The sequence below is a fragment of the Azospirillum sp. genome (genome assembly GCF_035627195.1).
Lineage (GTDB): Bacteria > Pseudomonadota > Alphaproteobacteria > Azospirillales > Azospirillaceae > Azospirillum.
Genome location: NZ_DASPMG010000257.1, coordinates 23,853 through 49,444, shown reverse-complemented (window position 1 = coordinate 49,444; position 25,592 = coordinate 23,853). Strand labels below are relative to the sequence as shown.

At 68.0% G+C, this 25,592-nt stretch carries 16 protein-coding genes, 2 pseudogenes and 1 other annotated feature; of the genes and pseudogenes, 10 read left to right on the top strand and 8 right to left on the bottom strand.

The annotated features are described in order from the left end of the window. Window positions 1-1,295 (bottom strand): PDC sensor domain-containing protein (locus VED21_RS23085; protein WP_324886455.1); only part of this gene is annotated, 1,295 nt, incomplete at its 3' end. A gap of 525 nt (window positions 1,296-1,820) precedes the next feature. Here VED21_RS23085 and VED21_RS23080 point away from each other — a divergent pair. Both VED21_RS23080 and VED21_RS23075 read left to right on the top strand, forming a co-directional pair. Then, window positions 1,821-2,492 (top strand): hypothetical protein, encoded by a 672-nt coding sequence (locus VED21_RS23080; RefSeq protein WP_324886453.1) that lies wholly within the window; start codon window positions 1,821-1,823, stop codon window positions 2,490-2,492. Window positions 2,493-2,722: 230 nt separating this feature from the next. Next, the gene (locus tag VED21_RS23075) at window positions 2,723-3,241 is read left to right on the top strand and encodes a hypothetical protein (RefSeq protein WP_324886451.1); all 519 of its coding nucleotides are present in this window, start codon (window positions 2,723-2,725) and stop codon (window positions 3,239-3,241) included. A 70-nt stretch (window positions 3,242-3,311) separates the two neighbouring features. On the opposite strand, the gene VED21_RS23070 is transcribed toward VED21_RS23075, so the two are convergent. Together VED21_RS23070 and VED21_RS23065 are read right to left on the bottom strand one after the other, a co-directional pair. After that, the gene (locus VED21_RS23070) at window positions 3,312-3,611 is read right to left on the bottom strand and encodes a hypothetical protein (RefSeq protein ID WP_324886449.1); all 300 of its coding nucleotides are present in this window, start codon (window positions 3,609-3,611) and stop codon (window positions 3,312-3,314) included. Window positions 3,612-3,816: 205 nt separating this feature from the next. After that, complete coding sequence (locus VED21_RS23065; protein ID WP_324886447.1) at window positions 3,817-4,236, bottom strand: SRPBCC family protein; 420 nt, start codon at window positions 4,234-4,236, stop codon at window positions 3,817-3,819. Window positions 4,237-4,261: 25 nt separating this feature from the next. Here VED21_RS23065 and VED21_RS39015 point away from each other — a divergent pair, with 25 nt between their 5' ends. Beyond that, entirely contained in the window at window positions 4,262-5,269 is a 1,008-nt protein-coding gene (locus VED21_RS39015) for a LysR family transcriptional regulator (RefSeq protein ID WP_414638280.1), read from the top strand. A 528-nt stretch (window positions 5,270-5,797) separates the two neighbouring features. Here VED21_RS39015 and VED21_RS39010 read toward each other — a convergent pair. From VED21_RS39010 to VED21_RS23050, 3 genes and pseudogenes are all read right to left on the bottom strand, one after another. After that, a pseudogene (locus VED21_RS39010) lies at window positions 5,798-6,538 on the bottom strand (transglycosylase domain-containing protein); the annotation flags it as partial. A gap of 141 nt (window positions 6,539-6,679) precedes the next feature. After that, window positions 6,680-7,412: pseudogene (locus tag VED21_RS23055) on the bottom strand (transglycosylase domain-containing protein). 106 nt (window positions 7,413-7,518) lie between these two features. Next, the gene (locus tag VED21_RS23050; protein ID WP_324886443.1) at window positions 7,519-8,256 is read right to left on the bottom strand and encodes a glycine zipper domain-containing protein; all 738 of its coding nucleotides are present in this window, start codon (window positions 8,254-8,256) and stop codon (window positions 7,519-7,521) included. 580 nt (window positions 8,257-8,836) lie between these two features. Here VED21_RS23050 and VED21_RS23045 point away from each other — a divergent pair. Genes VED21_RS23045 through VED21_RS23035 form a run of 3 tightly spaced genes read left to right on the top strand, consistent with a single transcriptional unit; the run spans window position 8,837 to window position 13,828 of the window. Next, on the top strand, window positions 8,837-9,787 hold the full coding sequence (locus tag VED21_RS23045) for a diguanylate cyclase (RefSeq protein WP_324886441.1): 951 nt from the start codon (window positions 8,837-8,839) through the stop codon (window positions 9,785-9,787). A gap of 1 nt (window position 9,788) precedes the next feature. Further along, window positions 9,789-13,418 (top strand): ATP-binding protein, encoded by a 3,630-nt coding sequence (locus tag VED21_RS23040; RefSeq protein WP_324886439.1) that lies wholly within the window; start codon window positions 9,789-9,791, stop codon window positions 13,416-13,418. Beyond that, window positions 13,415-13,828 carry a bacteriohemerythrin gene (locus VED21_RS23035; protein WP_324886438.1) on the top strand — a complete coding sequence of 138 codons (414 nt, stop codon included), beginning with the start codon at window positions 13,415-13,417 and terminating at the stop codon, window positions 13,826-13,828. The genes VED21_RS23040 and VED21_RS23035 overlap by 4 nt, the downstream gene beginning before the upstream one ends. 24 nt (window positions 13,829-13,852) lie before the next feature. Here the strand turns inward: VED21_RS23035 and VED21_RS23030 are convergent, their stop codons facing one another. Together VED21_RS23030 and VED21_RS23025 are read right to left on the bottom strand one after the other, a co-directional pair. Beyond that, a complete protein-coding gene (locus VED21_RS23030) occupies window positions 13,853-15,247 on the bottom strand; it encodes an ATP-binding protein (protein ID WP_324886436.1) in 1,395 nt (464 codons plus the stop codon). Beyond that, window positions 15,244-16,475 (bottom strand): IS3 family transposase gene (locus VED21_RS23025; RefSeq protein WP_324886434.1). Its coding sequence is split into 2 segments (ribosomal slippage): window positions 15,244-16,181 and window positions 16,181-16,475, totalling 1,233 coding nucleotides; the frame shifts between segments, so codons are not numbered across the junction. Before VED21_RS23025 ends, VED21_RS23030 begins: the two co-directional genes overlap by 4 nt. Next, window positions 16,075-16,191, bottom strand: a sequence feature (AL1L pseudoknot). It overlaps the preceding gene by 117 nt. Before the next feature lie 417 nt (window positions 16,476-16,892). Between VED21_RS23025 and VED21_RS23020 the strand changes: the two genes are divergently transcribed. The 4 genes from VED21_RS23020 to VED21_RS23005 all read left to right on the top strand — a co-directional run bounded on the left by VED21_RS23020 (window position 16,893) and on the right by VED21_RS23005 (window position 25,583). Further along, window positions 16,893-17,189 carry a hypothetical protein gene (locus VED21_RS23020; RefSeq protein ID WP_324886432.1) on the top strand — a complete coding sequence of 99 codons (297 nt, stop codon included), beginning with the start codon at window positions 16,893-16,895 and terminating at the stop codon, window positions 17,187-17,189. Between the two features lie 823 nt (window positions 17,190-18,012). Further along, the gene (locus VED21_RS23015; RefSeq protein WP_324886430.1) at window positions 18,013-22,911 is read left to right on the top strand and encodes an SdrD B-like domain-containing protein; all 4,899 of its coding nucleotides are present in this window, start codon (window positions 18,013-18,015) and stop codon (window positions 22,909-22,911) included. Between the two features lie 67 nt (window positions 22,912-22,978). After that, window positions 22,979-24,250, top strand: a complete 1,272-nt coding sequence (locus tag VED21_RS23010; protein WP_324886428.1) for a multicopper oxidase domain-containing protein — start codon at window positions 22,979-22,981, stop codon at window positions 24,248-24,250. A gap of 22 nt (window positions 24,251-24,272) precedes the next feature. Beyond that, complete coding sequence (locus VED21_RS23005; protein ID WP_324886426.1) at window positions 24,273-25,583, top strand: multicopper oxidase domain-containing protein; 1,311 nt, start codon at window positions 24,273-24,275, stop codon at window positions 25,581-25,583. The last annotated feature ends 9 nt before the right edge of the window (window positions 25,584-25,592 follow it).

Here is a 25,592-nt window from a genome sequence, read left to right as displayed (position 1 = left end):
AGGGCCGCCTCGAACGCGTTGGCGATCTCCATGAGCTCCTGCTTGCGCACCTGTTCGGCACGCTCCTCGTGCTCGCGTCGTTCCGTCTCCAGGTTGGCGATCCTCTCCAGGTTGTCCTTGAAGAGGAGCAACGCCCGACTCACTTGGCCGATCTCGTCCGGCCGCTTCACGTCGGGGATCTCGATCCGGTACTTGCCTGCAGACAGTTGGTCGATAACCCCAACGGTTCGGGCCAGCGGACGGCGCACGGTCACGTAGGCGGTGATCCCCAGGCTCGCGGCGAGCAGCAGGACCGCGACGACGCTGCCGACGATCATACCGTCGCGGATGGCCGCGCTCGGCGCATACACCTTGTCGAGCGGCAGCGCGACCAGCAGGGCCCAAGGCATACCCGTTGAGCCGACGTGGATCGGGATCTGGTACGTCTGCACCTCTGAGTTGAGGGACTTCGCGAAATCGCGGAACACCGCCGCCTCTCCGGTCTTGATGCGCGGGAGTATCCGTGCCAGCCCGGGATTGAATTCACTGATAGGCTTGCCCAAGGCTTCGCGGACGCGAAAGCCTGCCCAGTTGCCCTGGTGCGAAATGAGCGACAGGGAGCCGGTCTCGTACGGATGCTCATTGTTGATGGCTTCGGAAAGCTCGGCCAGGGGTACGTTCAGGCCGACCACACCGAGAAAGCGGCCGTCGGCAACGACGGGCGCGGCCAGCGACGTCATGAGCACCTTCTGCCCACCCACCGGATACCAGAATGGCTCCGTGATGACCTGCCGGCGAAGCTGCTTCGGACCCTGATAGAAGTAGGCGCCCGATTTGTCCGTGTCTGGATCGTCGAAGGTCCGGACGGTGAGTTGCTGGGCCTCTCGGTACCATTGCGCGAGGAAACGCCCCTTTTCGTTGGAGCCCAGTTCGCCAATGTGCTTCACGTCCACGTCGACGGCGTCCGGTTCGAAGCCCACCCACATGCTGGAGATGCTCGGATCGTTTTCCATGACGGCCCGCAGGAGGCCACTGTAGCTCGCGCGGTCCACGACTCCCCGCTGCCGCGAGGTGGCAAAGGCGCGTGCCACCGTCTCGACGATTGACATTTTCCGGTTGAGCTCGCTGCTGATCCGGGTGGCATGATGTTCACCGATCGCCTGCCCGTGTTTCAAAGCGAGATCGCCGATCACCATGTCAGTGCGAGACACGAGCACGACAACACCGATCGTTGCGACCATCGCCAGGATGACGGCTATGCATGCGATGAGCTTACCCGTAAGACTTCTCGCTTTATCAATAAACATACTGAACATGACATCAACCTCCTCTAACGGAATATTTCCTCTTTCGTGCCGGTTGGCCGGTTCTTAATTCCAACCACGCGCCTTATAGCTGCCGGACGGATCGGAGTATTGGCCTCACGCCCGGCGCCCCAGCGCTCACGACACTATATTAAACTGCGTCCATACAGTTTCAAAAGTAAGCTAACATACGGGCATAACCATTCGTCCAATGTGGCTTATGCAGGGCAGCAATGCCCCTTGCGCAAGTTACTTACAAATTAACCAAACCCCACGTATGAACGTGACCAACATGAGGCCAACCGGGTACGGCAGCGTGATGGAAGGGACACGGCCACGATCTCTCCCCGGCAAAATTCACCGCCCAACAGGCAAGAACTGCCGAGCTGACGCTCCACCGGGCGATGGGCCGGGGAATGTGGCCGCACAAGATCAAGCGCCGCGACATGGTCCAATCTTTGCTTAAATTGCGTCGGGCGGACATTTCGTTCCGTTGTGGCCGCCCGCACGAAGCGAACAACACAATCGGGAGCGAGTATGGAGACGCCGGTCATCACGTCGCGCAACGACGTCATGCCCCTGTTCGGGGTGTCCCGCAACATCACGTCGCAGGCGACCTTCCACCTCTTCGTGGCGGAACAGCCGGGCGGCACCGCGCCGGCCGACGTGCGCCCACCGTCCGCCCCGGTCACCGCCGCCCCGACACGGCCGCTGGTGCCGCCTTCACTCCTGGGGGCGGTGGTCAGCGACCGACCCGCTGCGAACGTCACCCACACACGCGAGGCCTACGCCGCTGCGGTTGAGGTGGTGAGCCGCAGCTTCGCCGGCGAGCTTCAAGACCGGCTGACCCGCGCGGGCGTCGACACCAGCGTTCCTTTCACCCTCAAGCAGGACAATGAGGGGCGGATCCGCGTCGCCGAAGAGCACCCCAACCGCGGGCAGATCGAGCGGCTGTTCGATCAGGACCGGGCCTTCGCCGACGATTTCCGCGCGGTCATGCACTGCAATGACAAGGTCGCCCAGCAGCGCTTCACCGAGCTCTACACCGAGGCGTGGCGAAAGGACTCGAGCGTCGAGGCGCGCACCAGGGTGTGGGAGCACTTCAAGGGCATCCACGAGCGCCTGTGCCAGAGCCTGGACCAGATGCGCTGGAACGGCACGCAGATCACCTCTCCGAGCCAGGCCTTCGCCAAGGCGGAACTGGCCTGACGCCTGCGCTCCGATCCTCACCCCGGTTGCCGATGAACCTTCAGGCGGCGGAGCGATGGGTTGGGCGGCGACACTTCACGATAGGTTGGCAGATGCAGATCGCAACAAGCACCTCGCACCTCATGCCGGTTCCGAGGACCGGACCGTCGCAGAACCGCCCGGCGGAGCCGGGCCGCTCGGAAGCGACGGCGCCGACAAGCACGCAACCATCGCCCAGGATGCAGGTCAAAATGCCGCTCAACGCCGGAACGGGCTTCCAGGCACAGGCATTGGGCCAAGGCGATGCCCTGATGCGGACCATCTACGGCAGTGCCTACGATCCGGCCCGCCGTATGATCAGCGGCCCGGCTTTCCAGCAGAAGGTCGAAGAGGACACCGCCGCCATCGGCAAGGAGCTGTCCGATGCGATGGCGGCGGCGGGCATATCCAACGCCAACGGCATCGCCTTCCACATCAACGGGAGCGGCGTGCTCGAAGTGAAGGGAGAGCACCCGGACAAGGAACGGATCCATGCCATGCTCGACGCCGACCCGGAGTTGACCGGCAAACTGCGCGGCAATCTCCACAGCCAGCGGATGGCGGCGGATTTCGCGGTCGAAGCCGCACACGCGGAGCGCTTCAAGGCGGCGAAGAACGACGGCGAGATCCTCGCCGCGTGGCGGACCGCTGTTTCGGGCCATGAGACAGTGGCACGCATGACCGACCTCACCTTCTCGGGTGGGCGGTTGAAGCTGTCCGAGCCGGCATAGCGCACCAGGGCGCGCCAGGGGCATGCGGCGAGCGGCCGCCGCATCCTCCCCGACCGCACGTGCGAAGGGATCACGCGGTGTCAGCGCGGGCGTTGATGACGGACAGTGGGCTGACGAAATACTGCACCTGCGGTTCGGCCCCGTACTTGTCGGCGAGGGCGCGGCGCCAGTCGGCGGTGAAGAGGGCGTCGGCGTCCGCGCGCGTTTCCCAGAGATAGACCCCGCCCCCGGTGCCGGGCTGGAAAAGATAATGTTTGCTCACCAGTCCCTTGACCGTCCGGTATCGGTCCGCTCCGGCGGCGTAAAGGTCCCGCGCGTCGGCTTCGGTCATGCCGGCGGGCAATGGAAAGGTGACGACCGTTACGATCATGCTCGATCTCCCAATGGTGGTTCCGTGATTGTGTCGCACCCGCTCGGCGGCGAAGCTGGGCCACTCCGGGACCGGAAGCAGAAAGGCCGGCAGCGACCCGACATTGTGGAAAAGCCCGAAAACGGTCATGACGCCGTTGCACGACGTGATGACCGGCGTTCCCACATCCTGTTCTTTGTCCGCCGTCCCGTGTCCGTTGCGTCGATCAGCCCGGGTCCGGGCGACAAAGATGGGCCGGGATGGCGTTCAGCCCCGCCGCGAACACCTCGCCCATCAGGGTCGCCACTTCGTCGGGCCTGGCATCGTCCGGCACGGTGAAGCGGGCGGTCCAGTCGATCCGGGCGCTGTCCGATCCGGTGCCGACGACACGCAGCGTCGCCGTGTAGTCCCGGACCGGCAGAGGGCCGTCGAGCAGTGCGTACTGGTAACAGCGGGCGTCGTCGCAGCGGGCCAGCAGCCGCTCGCGGATCACCGCGTCACCATCCAGGCGGACGGCGCGCACGCAACCGATGCGGTCGTCGGGACCACCGTCCTCGATGGGGCTGGCGACGACGGCCGGGTGCCAGGTCGCCAGGGCTTCGAAATCGCCGAGCACGGCCCACGCGACGCCTGCGGGAACACTCACAGGCGTACAGCAATGAACGAGAATCATGACGTCTGCCTCCCGAGGGAACTGCGGAGGCCGCGATGGTGCGCGGGCAGACTGTTGCTGTCTAGGACGCGTTCTGACAGAGTTTAGTCCGTTTCAGTCTCAACTATTCCGGGGTTGCGCCATGGATCTTCAGCTTCTGCGCGCCTTCGTCGTAACCGCGGAGGAGGAGCATGTCGGCCGCGCGGCCCAGCGCCTGCACATCTCGCAATCGCCGCTCAGCCGCCAAATCCAGCGTCTGGAAGCCGAACTGGGATTGCCGCTGTTCGAACGGGCCAAGCAGCGTCTGCGTCTCACCGAGGAGGGGCGGCGCTTCCTGGCGGAGGCGCGCGGGTTGCTGGCGCATTCCGACGCTGTGAAGGAGAGTGCACGCCGGATGGCGCACGGGGAAGAGGCGACGCTGACGATTGGCTACGTGCAGGCGGCGCTGCAAGGCGGGCTGCTGGTCGACGCGCTTCGCCGTTTCCGCCGCATCGCTGCCAGCGCCGCCATCCGCCTGTATCCGATGCGCTCCGCCGCGCAACTGGAGGCGTTGCGGCGGGGCACCCTGGACATTGCCTTCACGCACACGGCGCCGGCCGCCGACGACCTGTGCATCCGCTTGCTCGGTGACGATCCCTTCGTGGTGGCGCTTCCCCAGGATCATCCGCTCGCCGTGCGGCCATCCTTGTCCTCCGCCGGCATGGGCGAGGTGCCGTGGATTGCATTGGACCGCAACGTCAACCCGGATTTCCGTGCGCGCTTCCTGGAAAGCTGTGCTGATCTCGGCTTCGTTCCCGACATCCGGTACGAGACTGTCGACGTGTTCACCGCGCTGGCGTTGGTTTCCGCCGGTCTGGGGGTGGCGCTGGTGCACTCGGGCCTGCTGATGCGCCCGCCGGAGGGGGTGGTGTTCCGCGACCTGCCCGGACTGCGGTTGTCGGTGCCGCTGCATGCGGTCTGGCGCAAGGCCAGTCAATCGCTCATCCTGGACCGCTTCCTGGCGCACATCGCTGCGGATTCCGATTGAGTGTCTGTTCGTAGCAGTCAGGCGCTGACCTCCTGAGGCGCGAGCCGCTTCAGGCGCCTGGAGAGGATCGAGAGGAAGGCGATCTGGACGAAGGCGACGCGGAGTCATTGGACCGCGCCGATTCACAGCCCGTCCTCCACCGTTGAACAGCACCGCCTCTGACAGGTCCCGTCCGTCCACCTCGCAGCGGTAGCGCTCCGGGCCGGTCGGCTCGCAGGTGACCTCGCGGGCACCGATGTACAGCGCCATCTCGCGCGCGAAGCGGCCCCCCTCGCCTTGTACCCCCTCGAGCCGCACGATCCGCCCGCCGATCCGCAGGGCGCCGGTGTCGACCACCATGGGCGGGCCGACCAGAGGCTCGGGCCGCTCGACCGTCGGTGCGGGCGGGCGCACGATCTGCGGCAACGGTGCCGGTTGCGGGGCGGGTGCGGGCGTTGGTTCAGGTGTCGGCGGCGTCGGAACGGCGGCCTGGGCCAGCCGTGGCCCCTGCCGGGCCGCCTTGACGAAGTCCGCCCAGATCCGGGCGGGCAGGCGGCCACCGGTCATCCCCTCCATGGGCGCGTTGTCGTCGTTGCCGACCCACATGCCGACGACGAGATCCCGGGTGAAGCCGACGAACCAGGCATCGCGGCTCTCCTGCGTCGTGCCCGTCTTGCCGAAGGTCGGCACGTCGAGTGCAGCGGCCTTGCCGGTGCCCGAGCGTACCACGGCGCCCAGCAGGTCCAGTATCTCGTCCCGCGGCCATGCCGGGGGCGCCGGGCGGACGGCCTCGCGGGCGTGGAAGGCGGCGCCGGGGTCGACGATGCGGAGCACCCCGGAGGGCTGAACACGCACCACCCCGGCGTCCACGGCGGCGAAGGCGGCGGTGATCTCCAGCAGCGTGACCTCGGAGGTGACGAGCGCGAGGCTCGGGTCGGGTGCCAGCGGGGATTCGATCCCCATGGAGCGGGCGAGCGCGATCACCTTGTCGCGGCCGACCTCTTCCGCCAGCCGCACCGCCACCGAGTTCAGGGACTCCGTGAAGGCAGCGCGCAGCGTCGTCCGGCCGCGGTAACGGTCACCGAAGTTGCCCGGCTCCCAGTCGCCGATCTTGATGGGCGCGTCGGTGACCGGGCTGTCCGGGGACATGCCGGACTGGAGCGCGGCCAGGTAGACGAAGAGCTTGAACAGGGACCCGGGCTGGCGCCGTGCCTGGGCGGCGCGGTTGAACTGGCTGCGGGCGTAGTCCCGGCCGCCGACCATGGCCAGCACGGCGCCGTCCGGCGTCATGGCGACCAGGGCGGCCTCGGCGACGCCTTTAGCCTCGGGGGAGCCAAGCCACTGCTCGACGACGCGCTCGGCTTCGGCCAGGAGGGTGGGGACGAGGGTGGTCTCGACGGTGAAGTCGCCGATGACGCCGCCGAGCAGCCGTTACGTCTCGGCGTCAGCCCAGTCGGTGAAATGCCCGTTGCCCGGCGTGTCGCGCGGCGGCACGGCGAGGCGGGCGGGCTCGGCCCGCGCCTTGGCGGCCTGCGCCTCCGTGATGGCGCCGGTCTCCACCAGGGCGCCGAGCACCGTCTCGGCACGGGCGCGCGCCGCTTCCAGCGAGCGGGTCGGCGCCAGACGCGACGGCGCATGGATCAGCCCGACCAGCATCGCGGACTCCGTTAGCGTCAGGTCGGCGGGGGCCTTGCCGAAATAGCGCCGGGCCGCCGCGTCCACGCCGTAGGCGCCCGCTCCGAGATAGACCGTGTCGAGGTAGCTCGATCCAGAGGGCGAGGATCGCCTCCTGGATCTTGCGGCCGAAGGCGCGCTCCGACGTCAGGAAGGCGTTCTTGACCAACTGCTGGGTGATGGTGCTGCCGCCCTGGCGCACACCCCCGGCGGCCAGATTGGCGACGCCCGCGCGCAGGATGCCGCGCAGGTCCAGACCGCCGTGCTCGTAGAAGCGCCGATCCTCGGTGGCCAGCACGGCATCGACCAGGTGCTTGGGTAGGTCCTTGCGGGCGACATGCCCGCCGCGCGCCGTCCCGCGGCTGGCGAAGACCTCGCCGGTGGCGGTCTTCAGCACCGTGGCGCCGCGGCTCGGGTTCTCGTACGCGGTGGGCAGCGGGAGCGAATAGACCTGATAGACGACGACCGCCAGCCCGACGACGGAGACCATCAGCACGCCGACGGCGGCACCGGCGAGCAGGCGACGCGCCCGCACCCGGCGCAGGCGGTCGAGCGCCGCCCGGAGCCGGTCTGGCAACGCAACGTTCACCGCACGCTCACTTCACGATGCGCCAAGCGCCGTCCGGGTCGCGGCAGGCGGTGCCGGTCAGCCGCTGCTTGCGGCCGTCGATGGTCGTCCGCGTCACGTACTCGCGGCAGTGGACACCTTGGCGCTCGAAGGTGCGGGTCGGCGTGACCTGGTAGTGGTCGCCGTCCGGGTCGCTCCAGGCCACTGCCTGGTTGGTGCGGCCGTACTCCAGCGCCTGCCCGACGCAAGCGTGGTCCGCCTGGTCCATGCGGCGCCCGATGGTGCCGCCAACGATGGCGCCGACGACGGCGCCGCCGATGGTCGCGGCGGTGTTGCCGCCGCCACGGCCGATCTGGTTGCCGATCAATCCCCCGGCCGCGCCGCCGAGAAGGCCGCCGATCAGGTCGCGATTGCAGGCGACACCCGGAATGCCGGGCATCGGGCCGATGGCGGAGGGCATGTCGCCCAGGTAGACGCCGGGCCTCGGCGCGTAGACCGGCGCGGGGACGACGTATGTCGGCGCAGGCACCACATGGACATGCTCACGTGGCCCTTTGCATTTGCGCTCTTCCTTGTACTCGCCGTCCTTCTCCCACTTGCGCTTCACCTTGCAGCGGCCGTCCCAGAACTCCTCCTTGTACTCCCCGGCGCCATGATGGTGGCCGCGCCCATGGCCGCTCTCGTCCTTCCAGGGGTCGGCCTGCGCCGCCCCCGCCGAGGTCAGGGTCACGGCCAGGAGACCGGCCAATAGGGACGTGCGGGACATCGTTCGCTCCGAGAGTTCGTTCGTGGACTTAGCCATAGACCAGGACGGCACCGGGCGGCACCCGGTGCCGCAATTTGTTACATGGGCCGGGCGGCGGCTGATGTCCTGGCGGCCGATCCGGATACCAGACCCGGCAGGCCCCTGGGGGTGGCCGATGGCCTTCCGGGATATGTGGCTGGGGCACGCCGTAGGCCGCGGCGCCGGGGTAGGCCACGACCGGTGCGCACGCGCCAAGCGTCAGGATGAGTGCGATCGCCGAAGGATGCCGCCGGGGACAAGGGGTCAGGCCGCCCGCATGAAGAACTGGGCCGCCGCGGAGGCCGAGCACGACGACCTGCCTTTGATGTTTCCTTCCAGGTGCCAGACGGTACCGGCTAAGGCGAGCGGGGATAAGGGCTTGCGTAGGAAGCCTGTGGAATCTGCGCCTAGCGGCTCGAATGTCACATGCCCGATGCATTGCATTTGACATAAATCATGAACAAGTGCGCGACCTCATGCTCTGCTCGGGAGACGCTGGGTGGCGGCTGCTCACAGAGAGCCATATCGTGCCGCAGCTGCGGTTAGGTGGAAAGAGCGGAACATGACACTAACCGACAAGCAGAGCGTGCTGATCGTCGACGACGAACCGGGCAACATCCAGCTCCTCGCCGGGCTTCTGCGCGACGAGTGCGAACTCTGCTTCGCCACCTCCGGCGAGGAGGCGCTCGAGATCGCTCGGCTCGTCGCGCCCGACCTGATCCTGCTCGACGTGCTGATGCCCAGCATGGACGGCTTCGAGGTCTGCCGCCGGCTCAAGGCCGATCCGTCAACCCATGACATCCCCGTCGTCTTTGTCACCGCCCGCGGCGAGGTCGACGACGAGACGCGCGGGCTCGATGCCGGAGGCGTCGACTACATCATCAAGCCGGTCAGCCTGCCCGTTGTACGCGCCCGCGTTCGCGTCCATCTGCGGCTCAAGCGGCACGAGGACCGGCTGCGGGCGAGCGCGCTCATGGACGGGCTGACCGGCATCGCCAACCGCCGCCGGTTCGACGAGGTGCTGAACGTCGAATGGCGCCGGGCCTGGCGATCCCGAGAGCCGCTCTCGGCCATCCTCGCCGACGTCGACCTCTTCAAGCGGTACAACGACCGCTACGGCCATCTGGAGGGCGACGCCTGCCTGAGGCGCGTGGCGGGCGCCCTCGACGGCCTCGCCCGAAGACCCGGTGACCTTGCGGCGCGCTACGGCGGCGAGGAGTTCGTCTGCCTGCTGCCCTCGACCAATCTGGAGGGGGCGACCGCGCTCGCCGAGCGGATGCGCACGGCCGTGCTGGATCTGCGGTTGCCGCACGCCGGCTCGACGGTCGGCCCGTGGGTGACCGTCAGCGTCGGGGTGGCGACCGCCGTCCCCGCCGACGGCCTGGAAGCCGCGGACCTACTCCGGCAAGCCGACGAGATGCTCTATCGCGCCAAGCGATCCGGGCGGAACCGGGTCGAGGCCAAGCCGCTCGAGGATGCCAGCGCCGTCCCGGCCGCGGCGGGCGGTGCGTGACATGGCTGCTGGGGAAGCCCTCAAACGGCCGCATCCGTCCGTCCGCCGTCCGGTCCTGGGGCTGATCGCGGCGACCTGGGTCCTGTTCGCCGTCGGTTCCGCGTTCGTCGGATCCTACTTCGTCGCCGACCGCGACCGGACGATTGACCGCTCTCTGCAGGAGGAGCGCAACGTCGCCGCGCTTCTGGACAAGCACGCCCAGCACGTCGTCGCGGCGGCCTCCTCCATCCTCGACCGCATGGCTGAGCGGGTCGCCGAGCGCGGGATGGCAGAGATGGCGCTCAGCCGGACCGACTGGGAGTGGCTGCGCCGGACGGCGGGCGAGCTCCCGTCCGTCGGCGTGCTCGTCGTCGTCGACCGCGACGGCATGATGGTCCTCCAGTCCGCCGCGTTCGGCGGCCCCCCGGTGAGCCTCGCCGACCGCGAGTACTTCCGGGCCCTGCGGAAGTCCTCCGGCGGGCTGCACGTCGGCGAGGCCCAGGTCGGGCGGGTGATCGGCCGGACGGTCTTTACGCTCAGCCGCCGGGTCGAGGGCGCCGACGGCGGCTTCCTGGGCGTCGTCGCGGCGTCGATCGACCTCGACTACTTCGCCTCCTTCATCGACACGCTGGAGCTCGGGCCGGGCGGCGTGGTCACGCTGATCCGCGACGACGGCGCCGTCATCGTCCGCACCCCGGACATGAGCGCCGTCGGCAGCCGCTATCCGACCCTCGAGCTGCTCAAACACCTCAGGACCGCGCCGGAGGGACGCTACGACGCCGCCTCGGTGATCGACGGCGTCGACCGCATCTCCTACTACAGGCGCGTGGGGCGGACGCCGCTCACGGTCGTCGTCGGGCGCCCGCGGGAGGCGATCCTGCTGGAGTGGCGGCAGCGGGCCTGGTGGTCCGCGGGCGCGCTCGCCGGAGGGCTCCTCCTGCTCGGGGCGCTCTCGTGGGCGGCGTTGGCGGCGGTCCGCCACGACCGTCGCGGCGCCGCGGCGCTGCACCGCTCCCTCACCGCGCAGGAGGCTACCAACGTCAGGCTGCAGTCAGTTCTGGATTCGGTGGCCGAGGGGATCTGCGGCCTCGACACCCGCGGGCACGTCACCTTTGTCAATCCCACCGCAGCCCAGCTCCTCGGCTACGCCGAGGACGAGGTGGTCGGCGGCAACCTCCACGCGCTGTGCCACTACCGGTACGCCGACGGGCGCCCGTACCCGCCCGAGGACTGCCCGGTGCTGCGCACGCTGGCCGACGGGCAGTCCCGCCGGATCGACAGCGACGTCTTCTGGCGCAAGAACGACAGCGCGTTCCCGGTCGAGTTCACGACCGCGGCAGTGCGCGACGCCGCGGGCGGCATCACCGGCGGCGTGGTGGTCTTCCGCGACATCGGCGAGCGGCTGGCGGTGGAGCGGGTGCTGTCCGAGGCGAAGACCGCCGCCGAGGCGGCGAGCCGCGCCAAGAGCCAGTTCCTCGCCAACATGAGCCATGAGATCCGCACGCCGATGAACGCTATCATCGGGCTGTCGGGCCTCGCCGCGGAGACGGAGCTCACTCCCAAGCAGCGGGGATACGTGGAGAAGATCCGGGTCGCCGCCCGGGCTCTGCTGGAGCTGCTGAACGACATCCTCGACTTCTCCAAGGTCGAGGCGGGCATGCTCGCGCTGGCGCCGCAGCCGTTCCGCCTCGACGACCTGATGAGCACGCTGCGTACGCTGGTCTCGGTGGACGCCCACAGCCGGGCGATCCCGGTGAGCATCGCCATCGACGACGACGTGCCGCTCGACCTGATCGGCGACGACCTGCGCCTCCAACAGGTTCTCGTCAACCTCGTGGGAAACGCCGTGAAGTTCACCCACGAGGGCGAGGTCGCCGTCCGGGTGGAGCCAGTCGCCGTCGAGGCCGAGCGGGTCGATCTGCGCTTTTCGGTGCGCGACACCGGTATCGGCATCTCCGACGAGCAGAAGGCGACCCTGTTCGCCGCCTTCACCCAGGGCGACGGCTCCACGGCGCGACGCTACGGCGGCACCGGGCTGGGGCTGGCGATCTGCGCCCGTCTGGTGGCGCTGATGGGCGGCCGCATCGACGTCGAGAGCGAGGTCGGCGCGGGCAGCCGCTTCTCCTTCACCGCCGTCTTCGGCCGCGGCGTGGAGCGGACCGGGACGGAGCCACCGGCCGACCTGCGGCGCCTGCGCCTCCTGCACGTCTCCGCCGATCCGATGTCGCGGGCCGTGCTGGCGCGGGTCGCCGCGTCGCTGGGCTGGTGCGCGGACGGCGCCGCGACCGTCTTCGAGGCGGCCGCCGCTCTGCGCGCCGCGGCGGCGTCCGGCGCACCCCACGACGTGGTGATCGTGGAGGCGGCCGAGGACGGCCTCGACGCGCTCTGGCGCCTGCGGGGCGCCGCGTCCGGCGATCCGGCCCCGGTCCTCCTCGCCGCCGCCCCGGAACAGGCGGACCCGGCCGTCGAGGCGGAGTGTGACGGCGTGCTGGCGCTCCCGGTGCTGCCGAGCGTCCTGCTCCAGGCGGTCTCCGCCGCGAGGTCGCGCCGCGCCGAACCGGCGGAGCCCGGCGAGCGGCCGGGCGCGTTGGCCGGGCTGCGCATCCTGCTGGCCGAGGACAACGCGCTCAACCAGGAGGTCGCCTGCGAGATCCTCGAGCGCCGGGGCGCCGAGGTCGTCACGGCCCAGGACGGCGACGAGGCGCTGGCCCGGCTCGACGCGGCCGACCGGCCGTTCGACCTCGTGCTGATGGACATGCAGATGCCCGGCGTCGACGGGCTGGAGGCGACGCGGCGGCTGCGCGAGCGGGCCGACGGGCGGACGCTGCCGGTGGTCGCCATGACGGCCAACGCGCTGCCGGGCGACCGGCAGCGGTGCCTCGACGCCGGAATGGACGACCACGTGCCCAAGCCCCTCGACGTCGAGCAACTCGTCGCTGCCGTCCGCAGGCACTGCGGTCGGCCCGCCGACACGGCGCCACCGCCCCGACCGTCTGCGGAAGACACCCGCCCGCCCCCGGCCAGCAGCCCGCCGGACGGCGGGACCAGCCTTCCGGCCGAGCTCCCCGGGATCGACGTGGCGGGGTTCCTGGCCCGGACCGGCGGCGTGGGCGCGCTCCTCCTGAGGCTTCTCCGGCAGTTCCCCGCGCAGCACGGCCGGGACCCCGATGCCCTCCGCGCCGCGCTCGCCAGCGGCGACCTCGACGCGGCAGAGCGCATCGCGCACACCCTCAAGGGGCTGGCCGGGAACATGGGCGCCACGCGGCTCTTCCGCGAGGCCGACACGCTGAACAGGGCGGTCCGCGGCGGCGCGGCCCCGGACCTCGGTCCGTTCGAGGACGCCTTCAGCGAGGTTCTGCGGACCGCGCGCGGCCTGCCGCCGGACGGACCGGAGCGCGCCCAGGCCGCGCACCGCGAGCCGCTCGGCCGGGACACCCTGGCGGCCATCACGGCCGAGCTCGACCGCGCCCTGCGCCGCAACGACCTCGTCGCCGACGCCGCGGCGCGCAGGCTTGCCGAGGGAGTCCCCGCCGAGGCCGCGGCCGACGCCGCCGAGCTCGCCGCGGCGGTCGGACGCCTTGACTACGCGGCGGCCCGGCGGCTCCTGCGCGCGGTCGAGGAGCGCCTCGGTCTGGCGGAGGCCGTTCCATGAGCTACGTCGACTGGCCCGGCCAGCTGCCCCTCGGCGTCCCGGAGTTGGACGAGGACCACCGCGAACTCGTGGACACGCTCAACGGGCTCCACGACACGCTGGCGGCGGGGACCTGCGGCCGCGACGCCGCCAGCCTGCTGCTGCGGTTCGTCCGGCTCGCCCGGGAGCACTTCGGGCGCGAGGAGGCGCTCATGGCGGAGCGCGGCTATCCGGCGGCGGCCGAGCACGGGCGCGAGCACGGCGAGCTCCTGTCCGTGCTCTCGTTCATGCTGGACGCGGTGCGGACCGGGCAGGCCGGGCTGGACGAGCGCACGCTCGACCACGTGCGGCGCTGGCTGTGCGGCCACATCGAGAACTCGGACGCCGCCCTCGCCAGGTTCCTCGTCCGGCGCGCCGTCCGGCAAGGCTGAGCCGTCCTGACCCATCCGGGCGGCTCAGTCCCCCACAGCCCCCGCAGCCTTCCGGGCTTCCCGAGCCGGTTCGGATCGGGCCGCGTCGGCGCGCGTCCACCGCGCGATGGCGGCAAGCAGGATCTCGCGGTCGACCGGCTTGGACAGGTGCTCGTTCATCCCGGCACGACGGCACGCCTCGACCTCCTCGGGCAGCGCCCCCGCCGTCATCGCCAGCACGGCGACGCGGCACAGCGGCTCGGGCAGGGCACGGATGGCGCGCGTCGCCTCAAGCCCGCCCATGCCGGGCATGTGCACGTCCATCAGCACGAGGTCGTACGCGCCGCCGCGCAGGGCGGCGACGGCGGCCTCGCCGGTCTCGACCGCGTCCACGCGGTGACCGGCCTTGCCCAGCATGCCAACGACGAGCTCGCGGTTCATCGCCACGTCCTCGGCGACAAGGACGCGGGCCGGGCGCGGCAGCGGGGCGGCGGCGGGCGCCCGACAGTCCGGGGCCATGGCGGAGACCGCGCACGGCGCCAGCGGGACGGCGAACCAGAAGGTGCTACCGATGCCGGGCTGGCTGTCGAAGCCGATCTCGCCACCCATCAACTCGACCAAGTGGCGGCAGATCGCCAGGCCCAGTCCGGTGCCGCCGCGCCCCCGCTGCACCTGGCTGAAGCGCCGGAACAGCTCGCCTCCCTTTTCCGCGGGGATGCCGATGCCGGTGTCGGCGACCGCGAACCGGAGCCGGGCCCCATCGCCGCCGATCCGCGCGACCGTCAGGACGACGCCGCCCCGGTCGGTAAACTTGATGGCATTGGCGAGCAGGTTGAGGAGAAGCTGGCGGATGCGGTCCGGATCGCCCTGCACGTAGCCCGCCGTGCCGGAGGCCAACACCGTGCGCAGCTGCAGCCCCTTCTGCTCGGCGGCGGGGCGGACGAGGTCCTCGCAGCCGCGGGCCAGCACCGCCAAGTCGAAGGGCACGCTCCGCAACACCAGCCCGCCCGCCTCCAGCTTCGAGAAGTCCAGGATGTCGTTGATGACGGTGAGCAGCGAGCGCCCGGCGGCGCGGACGTTGGCGGCGTAGCGGCGTTGCTCCTCGTCGAGCCCGGTGCCGAGCAGCATGTCGGCGAAGCCGATGACGCCATTCATGGGCGTGCGGATCTCGTGGCTCATGGACGCCAGGAACTCGGACTTGGCATGCGCGGCGCGTTCGGCCTCCTCCTTCGCCGCCTGTGCGGTCCGTTCGGCCAGCTTGAGCTGGGTGACGTCTTCGTGGCTCACCACGACGCGTCTGGCGCCGCCGCTGAGCCGGGTGACCCGCAGGTTGAACCACCGCTGCCGGTCCGGCGAGTGGCACGCGTAGTCGACGACGAACTCGGTGCGCTCCCCGGTGAACCGCGCCGGGTTTGTCGGAGGCCGGTTTGGTTGAGTCACGCCGCCATGGCGACGGCCTCGGTTTGAGCATAATAACGCGCCTCGGCCTCGGCAGGAGGAATGTTGCCGATGGGCTCGAGCAGGCGCCGATTGTTGAACCAGTCCACCCACTCCAGGGTGGCGAACTCGACGGCCTCCAGGGTGCGCCATGGCCCGCGGCGCCGGATCACCTCGGTCTTGTAGAGGCCGTTGATCGTCTCGGCCAAGGCGTTGTCGTACGAATCGCCGACGCTGCCCACGGAGGGTTCGACGCCAGCCTCGGTGAGGCGCTCGGTGTACCGGATAGCAACGTATTGCGACCCGCGGTCGGAGTGGTGGATGAGGCCGCTGCCCTTGGCCGGCCGGCGCTCATGCAGCGCCTGCTCCAGGGCGTCCAGCACGAAGCCGGCATGGGCGGTGCGTGACACCCGCCAGCCGACGATCCGGCGGGCGAACGTATCGATGACGAAGGCCACGTAGACGAAGCCCTGCCACGTCGCAACATACGTAAAGTCCGCGACCCACAAGGCATTCGGGCGGGGCGCCTGGAACTGGCGCTTCACCCGGTCAGCGGGGCACGGCGCCGCCCGGTCGCTGATCGTGGTGCGCACCGCCTTGCCGCGCGTCGCTCCCTTCAGGCCCATCCGCCGCATCAGCCGGGCCACCGTGCAGCGCGCCACGTCGAGGCCCTCCCGCCGCAACTGCCGCCAGACTTTCCGCACCCCATAGACCTGGAAGTTCGCCTCCCAGACCCGTCGGATAGCCACACTCAGCTCCGCGTCACTTCGCGAGCGGGCCGGCGCCTTGGACGGATCGGCCCGCCGGGCGGCATGGGCACGGTAGGTGGACGGGGCGATCGGCAGCACCTTGCAGATCGGCTCGACCCCGTGGACGGCGCGGTGGGCGTCGATGAAGGCGATCATTTCCGGAACGGGCGGTCGAGCTCCGCCTGGGCGAAATACGCCGACGCCTTGCGCAGGATCTCGTTCGCTTGGCGCAACTCGCGGTTCTCGCGCTCCAGCGCCTTGATCCGCTCACGCTCGTCCGTCGTCGGGCCGGAGCGCTTGCCCTGGTCACGCTCGGCCTGCCGGACCCAGCCGCGCAGCGTCTCGGGATTGCAGCCGATCTTCGCCGCAATCGAGCAGATCGCCGCCCATTGCGAGGCGTGATCCCCTTCGTGATCGAACACCATCCGCACCGCGCGCTCGCGGACTTCAGGGGCGTATTTGGGTGATGCCTGTTTCGTCATGATGACCCCATCCTCTCAAGAAATGGGGCCTCCGGGAAACCCGGCGCGGTTCAGGAAGAGCCCCCATTCCGACGCCGGTTGACATGCAACGGGGCAGGGCGAGTCGTCATGGCGGCCCTATACCCTTGCCCTCGGTGCCCCGGCCAGCTCCAACTTGACGGTGCCCGAGGCGATCCTTCATGGCTCTGACCTTTGCCGACACGGCCTAGTACGGCAGAGTTGGCTAAATATTCCAAAAGCCTGGATTGCTAGGTATCGGTTGTCTTAATTAGAGTTCCAGAAAACGGGAAAAGTAGGCGGTTGTGCGGTTCGGAATGGATAAAATCCGGCCAGGGAGGCTGCTGCTGAGGTGTTTCTCACGCTGGAGAGGCGTTTGAGAAAATGCAACGAGTGTTGCTGGAATGAAGGTGCGATTCCATGGAGAAATATTTGAAGGGCAGCCGCTCCAAGTTGTCATGTGATTGTATTCTTATAGTGGATTGCATGAAAAATAATTCTGACGCTTTTGCTGTGAGTGAAGGCGGTAGGCCCTGTGGCAAATATGTAATTTTTCTTGAGCGAGAGGGGGGTGTCCAGTGTGATGATGCCGTAAACAGCATTCAGGAAGCTGACTTTATTATTGAAAGCCACGCAGGAAACTTTGATGCATGCTGGATTGAAAAGTGCGTTGGAGGAGAGTGGGTGACGGTCAAAATCGCCAAAAACGAAAGATGAAAATCCGAACCTTGTTGCGGATGTGCCCTGATAGTTGACTCTGAACAAAGGTATTCCTTGTTCGATTTCGTGGGAACAGGGCGCCAATTAGATGACAAGCATTTTCTAGATATTTTGACATACACGGATGCGCCTCGAGCCATCCGATCGAAGCGATCGGCCCCTTTTTGCATAAGCTAACTCTATAAATGGCGGTGGCATGCCTGCTTAGCCGCAAAGAGGCTTGCAGCTACCTCCTCAGAGAATAAAGACCATTTGAAAATTGCTGGTATTGTGAATTGGTAAGTGGAGTGGGTTGGGTGTGCGTGAGGCAATAAAATAGATGCGCTTGCGCTCTCCGCGCGCACGAGATTGTTTTCACATTCAACAATATTCATGGTAACAAACATCAATATAAGCAATATGTTCATTCATTATTGATTGTTTATCAGGAATCTCAGAAATTCCGAGACTTTATCTATCCCGATGGATGGCTGGATACGGTTGGCCACTCTGGTCGGCGTGTCCCAGCCCATTGAGGCGGTGTGCACGGCGTACAGATAACGACGAGGGCATAATGAAACAGGTTCGCAGCAGGCGCTGCCTAGCCTTGAAAAGGCTCGGCGGCACAGGGGCGGCTTTGCTCGGGGCGGGCTTGATCCTGACCGGTGCAGGCGCATTGGCTCAAACCACCAAACATCCGATCACCGTCACGGTCGTCGACGAGACGGGAGCGCCCATATCCACCGGATTCCGCTTCCTCATCGAAGAGGACCGGATGTCACACCCTGTCCCCGGGCAAAGGGATAACAACGCTCTGGCAGTCAGCTTCCACGCGAGCTACATGCCGCCCGTGGCGGCCGGAGCCTCCGGCAACCTGGCGCTTCTCAGCGACGCCAGCACCACGCCGCTCGAGGCCGGCAAACACTACTTCATCTCCATCCTGCCGGACCGGCCCGGTGCGCAAGGTGGCAAGGAGTACACACTTGGCGGCGCCATCATCACACCCAACCAGAAAGAGGTGGTGGTGCGGGTCACGTCGGCACCGCTGCCCACGGCACAGATCAGCGTCCAGGTCTTTCTGGACGACCAGTTGATCAACAACCAGCACGATCAGCCGCAGGAGCAGGGACTTCCGGGAATCTCGATCATCATCGAGGATGCCGGCGGGCGCTATGGCCAAGTCGGCGGCCAGGTCTCCACGGACGTCTTCGGCAATCCGCTGGGCACGAGCTACCGCAAGCAGACGGACGGGCGGCCGGCGCTCGACGACGATGGGGCGCCGATCGTCGAAACCATGGGCACCGGAGAAATCCTCACCGACGCTAACGGGCGGGTGACAATCAAGAATCTGGCGCCCGGCAAGTACGGCGTGAAGGCCATCCCGAAGTCCGGCGAGGGCTGGATCCAGACGACGACCATCGAGGGTTCCAAGGTCATCGACGCCTGGGTCAAGGCCAACGAGCCGACCTATTTCGCCGAATTCGGGCCGCCCGGCCCCCATGTGGAGTTCGGCTTTGTCAAGGAATTCAACAGCTTGCCGTCCGGCGTGGGCACCGCCGTGCGCGGCAAGGTCGTCAACCTGCACATGTCGCGACCGCCCAACTACGCCTTCTACAACGGTGGCCCCACCGAGTGGACGTCCTGCTATGTCGGCCTGAACGACACCGCGGCGGGCGTCGGCAAGGGCGTGTTCGTTAAAAAGTGCAACGCCGACGGCAGCTTCGAAATTCCCAACGTGCCGCCGGGCAGTTACCAGCTTGCCATCTGGGACGAGAACCTCGACTACATCTTCGCCACGAACGGCTTCACGGTCGATGAAGGACTGGCCTGCAGCACGCCGACGCGCAGTTGCGACTTCGGCGAGGTTCCGGTGTTCTCGTGGTTCGCCCGCATGGAGACGCGGGTGTTCTACGATCAGAACCGCAACGGCTTCCCCGACGCGGGCGAGCCCGGCATCGAGAACATTCCGGTCAACCTGCGCTTCCGCGACGGGACAATCTACCAATCGGCACCGACCGACAAGATGGGCGAGTCCCCATTCAACGAGGTCTTTCCCTTCTTCAACTGGCTGACTGTCGATGTCGATACGGCAAAGCTGAAGGCTACCGGTCTCACCGCCGTGGTCGATGCCGGTGGGCCGGTGGAGGCCGACCAGGGCTGGACATGGCCGTCGCGCGACCAGCTGACGCCGCAACCGCAAACCGACACCCGCGGCCGGCCGGTCGTGAACCCGATTACCGGCAACAGCCTGTCGCGCACCGAGACGAAGACCACGCCCGACAGGGGGGCGCCAACCACCCAGGCGTTCCAGGCCTTCCTCGGCACCACCAACGTGGTCGAGTTTGGCAAGACGGCCTTCGGCGCCAACGAGGTCGGCGCTGTCACCGGCTTTGTATCCTACGCGGTGATGCGAGGCGAAGACGATCCGCGCTTTGCGGCTACCGACCCGTACGAGCCCGGCATCCCGCGCGTTCCGGTGATCCTCTACAAGGAGCCGGCGCCCGGCCAGACGCTCAAGCTCGCCGACATTCCGGCCTGGAATTCCAATTGGCACCGCGGTGGCGCGAAGACCGCCGCCGACGTGGACCGCAACCCCCAGGCCACGGCCTTCCAATGGGGCGACGCGGTGGCCATCACCTGGACGGACGGCTGGGATGACAGCCAACCGACCAACTGCCAGGGTGAGAAGTTCATCATCAACGGTGTGGGCAAGGACTGCTTCGATGGCCTGCGGAACTACAACCAGGTCCGCAACGGCACCTACGACGGGCGCTATGTCATTTCCAAGGATCGTTATGGCCGGGCGCTGACCGCCGGCAACTTCATCGTCGAGGTGGCCGCGCCGAAGACGGGTGCGGCTCCGTCGCCCTACAAGATCATCAAGGAAGAGGACAAGTCGGCCGTCTTTGGCACGTCCCACGTGCCGCAGCCCGACCCCGACGCCCTGCCGCCGGAATGCGTCGGCGACCCGCACGTCGTTCCGGCGGAACTGACTCTGTTCCCCGGCGAGCCGGCACCCTTCGCCGGTCAGACGCGTCCGCTGTGCGACCGCAAACGCCTGCGGCTGAACGCCGGACAGAACGCGACGGCCGATTTCCAGTTCTTCACCGATGTGCCGATCGCCGGCCACTTCGTGGGCATGATCCTGAACGATCTCGCCAACGAGTTCGACCCGAACTCCCCGGCCTTTGGCGAGAAGCAGGCGCCGGCCTGGGTGCCGATTTCGGTCCGCGACTGGACCGGGCAGGAACTCTACCGCGTCTATTCGGACGAGTGGGGCACCTTCAACGGGCTGCTGCCCTCCACCTTCACCAACAACGTCGCCGGCCCGACCGGCCTGTCGCCGAACATGCTGACGCTGTGCATGAACGATCCCGGTCCGATCAAGGACCCGAGCGATCCAACCGGGCAGCGGACGCTCATCGACCCGCGCTTCGACAAGCAGTACAGCCAGTTCTGCTACACCTTCCAGTACATGCCCGGCACCACGACCTACCTGGACACGCCGGTCCTGCCGGTCTCGGCCTTCACCGGGCCCGATCAGTTCGCGCTGGACTGCGAATTCCCGGACGGCACGCCGAAGGTCTATTCGGTCAGCGGCAGCAGCGGCCTGGGGCCGGTGCTGCGCCGGACGCCCGGTGCCGTGCGGACGCTCACCATCGTGTCGGAAGGCGCCACCCAGGTGCTCAACCCGGCCTACGCCGGCAATGAGGGCAGCGCGCCGCGCCTGATCACCCGCGACTACGGCTTCGGCACCACGCCCGGAACGGTGAAAATCGGCGACACACCGGTTGTCGTGACGAGCTGGTCGCCTCAGCTCATCTCCGTCCAGGTGCCGGAAGGTGTGCAGACCGGCGAGTTGGTGGTTGCGCGCGGCGACAACGGACGGTCCACCATCAACACGGTCACCGTCTCCATCGTGGATGCCGATACCCGCGTGGTGCCGGTCCAACCCTCCACGGTGCCCGGGGCGACGCCCATCCAGACCGCCATCGACCATGCGGAAGCCGGCGACTACATCGTGCTGGCACCCGGCCGCTACGACGAGCCGGTCATCATGTGGAAGCCGGTCCATCTGCAGGGCTGGGGGCCGGGAGCGGTCACCATCAACCCGGTCAAGGCCCCGGCCGAGAAGCTCCAGGCGTGGCGCAACAAGGTCCGGCAGCTCATCACCAGCGGCGCAGTGGACCTGCTCCCTGGTCAGCCGGTCAATTTCGACACCGTCGAGCCCGGTTCGCTGAACACCGAAGAAGGGGCCGGCGTGCTGGTGCTCGCCAGCCAGACCAGGGATCCGTTCGGCGCGGGTGGCGTGTCGAACGCGTCGATCGACGGCATCACCATCACCGGTGCCGACCACGGCGGGGCCATCGCGGTGAACGGCTACGCCCACCGTCTGGAAATCGCCAACACCCGCATCGTCAGCAACCAGGGCTTCTACGGCGGCGGCATCCGCATCGGCCATCCCGACTTGGTGAACGATACCGGCGGCACCGACGCCTACACCGACGCGCAGAACGACGGCATCCGCATCCACCACAACGCCATCAGCCAGAACGGTGGCCTCGGCGGGGCCGGCGGCGGTGTCTCGATCTGCACCGGCGCGGAGTCCTACGCCGTTACCGAGAACTGGATCTGCGGCAACTTCAACCAGGGCGACGGCGGCGGCATCGGCCATTTCGGCCGCAGCAACGGCGGTGTCATCGCCCGGAACACCATTCTGTTCAACCAGTCCTTCGCCCAAGGGGTGTCGGTGTCCGGCGGCGGCGTCTTCGTCTCCGGCACGGCGCCGCTCGCCGCCAACGGCCTCACCGAAGGGACGGGCAACGTCACCATCGCCGACAACCTGATCCTGGGCAATCAGGCGGGTGCGGGCGACGGCGGCGGCATTCGGGTGGCGTTCGTCAACGGCCAGGAGGTCGTCGGCAAGCCCAAGGAAGAGTGGCACCGCGTGGACGTCGTGGACAACATGATCGTCAACAACGTGGCGGGCCTTGCGGGCGGTGGCATCTCGCTCCAGGACGCGGCGGTGGTCAGCATCGTCAACGACACCATAGCGCACAACGACAGCACCGCTACGGCCGGTCTGGCCTTCACCCCCGGCAACGCGACCGACTCCAACCGCCAGCCGGCCGGCATCGTGTCGCGTGGTCACAGCCCGGCGCTGATCGCCGCCCTCGGCCCGGCGGAGGCGCCGTTCTCCAGCCCGGATCTGCGCAACGCGATCATCTGGCAGAACCGGTCCTTCATTTTCCACGTGGATACGACGGCCCCGGTGGTCCCGACCTACCGTCTGGTTCCCGACCCGAGCACCCCGGACTTCAACGACCTGGGCGTGATCGGTGCCGCCGGCAGCCTGACCCCGATGTCCAGCCTGCTGACCGGCGGCGGCGATCCGAACTTCGTCACGGCGTACTTCAACGGTGCCCGGAATGCGGTTCAGCAAGTCGAGTTGACGACGGCCATCGCGGTGCAGCCGGCCTTCGACGAGGGCGGCAACTACATCGACGTCCGCTTCGGCCCGCTGACGCTGAACATCGGCGCCTCCACGGGTTCCTACAGCAACTACCACCTGGGTATGGGCTCGGCTGCCCTAGCTCGGGGCGACGGGGCGGTGCTGTCGGCCCCCTACGCGGACTGGCTGATGGAGGACATCGACGGCCAAGCCCGCATCGGGGCGATCGATGCCGGTGCCGACCAGCGGTCCGGGACCACGTCCGCCACGACGGCCTCGGCCAACTAGCCCCCTCCCGCCGGAGCCGCCGTCCGTGCGGCTCCGGCGCCCCTTCCATGCATTGGGGAGACAGACCATGACGCGCTCATTCACCTTGGGGCTGCTGGCCGCTACGGCGCTCGCCGGGCTCGCCGGCTTCACCGGCCCGGCCCACGCCGCCTTTCGTGCGCAATGCGAACCGCTGAAGGCGCAGGGCATCGACATCAGCGATGGGCACAACGTCGTGTGCAAGCATCTGACGGCGGGTGACGGCTTCATCACCATGGCTGATCAGGACCGGAGCAACCCGGCGGCGGAGCCGACCTACATCTTCGGCTTCTCCGACGTAACGCCGACCGACCCCACCGACTTCGAGAACTCGGCACAGACGGTTCAGGCGAAGGGCCGCCTGGCCGCCAGCTTTCCGGCGCCGGCCATCGTGGTGGACGAGGGTGACGACCTCTACCTGACGCTCAGCAACATCGGCTTCGCCGGGCGCCCGGACCTGTTCGATCCGCACACCGTGCACTACCACGGCTTCCCCAATGCCTCGAACGTCTTCGACGGCGAGCCGGAGGCGAGCTTCGGTATCAACGTCGCCCAGAGCCTCACCTACTTCTACCGTTTCCTGGAGCCCGGCACCTACATGTACCACTGCCACCAGGAGGCGGCCGAGCACATGCAGATGGGCATGCTCGGCATCACCTACGTCCGGCCGAAGCAGAACAAGCTGGCGGACCAGAGCTTCCCCAACGGCTTCCAGCATAAGACGGGCAACACCTACGTCTACAACGACGGCGATGGCGAGACCGTTTACGACGTCGAGGTCCCGCTGCAGATCGCCGGCTTCGATCCGAGCTTCCACAAGGCCAGTGTGGACGTTCAGCCGCCGCCCTTCGCGTTCATGGAGGACGCCTACCCGCTGCTGAACGGCCGGGGCTATCCGGAAACGGCCAATCCGGCGCCCCTGTCCACCACCGGGCCGCTGGATGGGGCGGAGCACGTCTCGCAGCCGATGTCGGCGCTCGTCCAGGCGACCCAGGGGCAGAAGGTGCTGCTGCGCATCTCCAGCCTCGACGTGCAGCGCTTCTACACGTTGGGCAGCCAGATCCCGATGAAGATCGTCGGCAAGGGTGCCCGCATCTTCCGCGGCGGCGGCAAGGCGGAGGGGGTGAAGCTGGCGCACCTGACCAACTCGGTCACGGTCGGCGGCGGCGAGTCGGTGGACGTGATCATCGACACTCAGGACGTCCCGCCGGGCCGGTACTTCCTCTACACGACGAACCTCAATTACCTCAGCAACGGCGACCAGGACTTCGGCGGTCTGATGACGGAATTCGTCATCGCCCCGGCGTCCGGCGCCGTCTGAGCGGCGCACGGGAGGCTCCACCATGAAAGCCAACGCCATAACCGGGTTGCTGCCCCTTGCGTTCGCAGCCGCGCTCGCCACCGCACCGGCGGCCCACGCCGGCATCGACGGTGTCACGGGCACCACCTTCAGCCTTGTCGCCAAGCGCGACGTCATCAGCACCGGCGACGGCGCCACCGTCCCCATGTGGGGCTACTCGCTGGGAAGCGCCCGGATGCAGTATCCGGGGCCGACGCTGATCGTGAACGAGGGCGACACGGTCACCATCAACCTCAACGCGCAAACCGGCTTCCCCGAGGCGGTGTCCATCGTCTTTCCCGGCCTGGAGGGCGTCACCGCCAGAGGCACCGGGGCGCATCCGACCCAATGCGCCGGCGCCCTGACACTGGAGGTGGACAACCGCAACTGCACGCGGGTGACCTACAGCTTCGTCGCACGGCGGCCGGGGACGTACCTCTACCACAGCGGAACGCACCAGGACCTTCAGGTGGAGATGGGGCTGGTCGGCGCTCTGGTCGTCCGGCCGCGCGGCTGGAGCACGTCCAACCGCACCGCCTACGGCCACCCGGACACCGCCTATGACCACGAGCAGCTGTTTCTGCTGACCGACGTGGACGCGGAGATCCACAACGCCGTCCAGGACGCCGTCGCCGCGCGGCCGAGCGGGACGCTCGCGCCCGTCCCGGTCGATATGTCCAAGCGCTTTGCGAATTACTGGTTCATCAACGGCCGCAACGCGCCCGACACCTTGCAGCCGGCGGCCGTGCCATGGCTGCCGACGCAACCCTACAACGCGCTGCCCCGCATGCATGCGGGGGAGCGGGTGTTGATGCGCATGGTCAACGCCGGGCTGGATCTTCACCCATTCCACCATCACGGCAACCACGCGCGGGTCATCGCGCGGGACGGCGGCCTGCTGGAGAGCGCGGCCGGCCACGGGCCGGACCTGTCGGAGTCGAACTTCACCATCCAATCGGTCCCCGGCCAAACGGCCGACGCCATCTTCGAGTGGACCGGTCTGGGCCTGGGCTGGGACGTCTTCGGGCGCAAACCAGAGGAGTGCGTGGGCTCTCCGGACCCCGACTGCGGCAAGCCCGTGCCGGTGGTCCTGCCGGACAACGCGCAGCTGACCTTCGGCCCGCACTACAGCGGCAGTCCCTTCATCGGAAACCTCGGCACGCTGCCGCCGGGCGAGGGCGGCATGAACCTGAACGGCGGCCTCTTCTTCATGTGGCACAGCCACAACGAGAAGGAGATGACCAACTACAACATCTTCCCTGGCGGCATGATGACGATGATGATCGTCGAGCCGGCCGGCGTGGAAATCCCGTGAGCGAGGGCC

What these genes read in the sequence shown, in the direction of transcription:
- VED21_RS23080 (WP_324886453.1), top strand. Translation starts at nt 1,821, where the DNA reads ATGGAGACGCCGGTCATCACGTCGCGCAACGACGTCATGCCCCTGTTC.
- VED21_RS23075 (WP_324886451.1), top strand. Translation starts at nt 2,723, where the DNA reads ATGCCGCTCAACGCCGGAACGGGCTTCCAGGCACAGGCATTGGGCCAA.
- VED21_RS23070 (WP_324886449.1), bottom strand. Translation starts at nt 3,611, where the DNA reads ATGATCGTAACGGTCGTCACCTTTCCATTGCCCGCCGGCATGACCGAA.
- VED21_RS39015 (WP_414638280.1), top strand. Translation starts at nt 4,262, where the DNA reads ATGACGTCTGCCTCCCGAGGGAACTGCGGAGGCCGCGATGGTGCGCGG.
- VED21_RS23050 (WP_324886443.1), bottom strand. Translation starts at nt 8,256, where the DNA reads ATGTCCCGCACGTCCCTATTGGCCGGTCTCCTGGCCGTGACCCTGACC.
- VED21_RS23045 (WP_324886441.1), top strand. Translation starts at nt 8,837, where the DNA reads ATGACACTAACCGACAAGCAGAGCGTGCTGATCGTCGACGACGAACCG.
- VED21_RS23040 (WP_324886439.1), top strand. Translation starts at nt 9,789, where the DNA reads ATGGCTGCTGGGGAAGCCCTCAAACGGCCGCATCCGTCCGTCCGCCGT.
- VED21_RS23035 (WP_324886438.1), top strand. Translation starts at nt 13,415, where the DNA reads ATGAGCTACGTCGACTGGCCCGGCCAGCTGCCCCTCGGCGTCCCGGAG.
- VED21_RS23020 (WP_324886432.1), top strand. Translation starts at nt 16,893, where the DNA reads ATGGAGAAATATTTGAAGGGCAGCCGCTCCAAGTTGTCATGTGATTGT.
- VED21_RS23015 (WP_324886430.1), top strand. Translation starts at nt 18,013, where the DNA reads ATGCCGCCCGTGGCGGCCGGAGCCTCCGGCAACCTGGCGCTTCTCAGC.
- VED21_RS23010 (WP_324886428.1), top strand. Translation starts at nt 22,979, where the DNA reads ATGACGCGCTCATTCACCTTGGGGCTGCTGGCCGCTACGGCGCTCGCC.
- VED21_RS23005 (WP_324886426.1), top strand. Translation starts at nt 24,273, where the DNA reads ATGAAAGCCAACGCCATAACCGGGTTGCTGCCCCTTGCGTTCGCAGCC.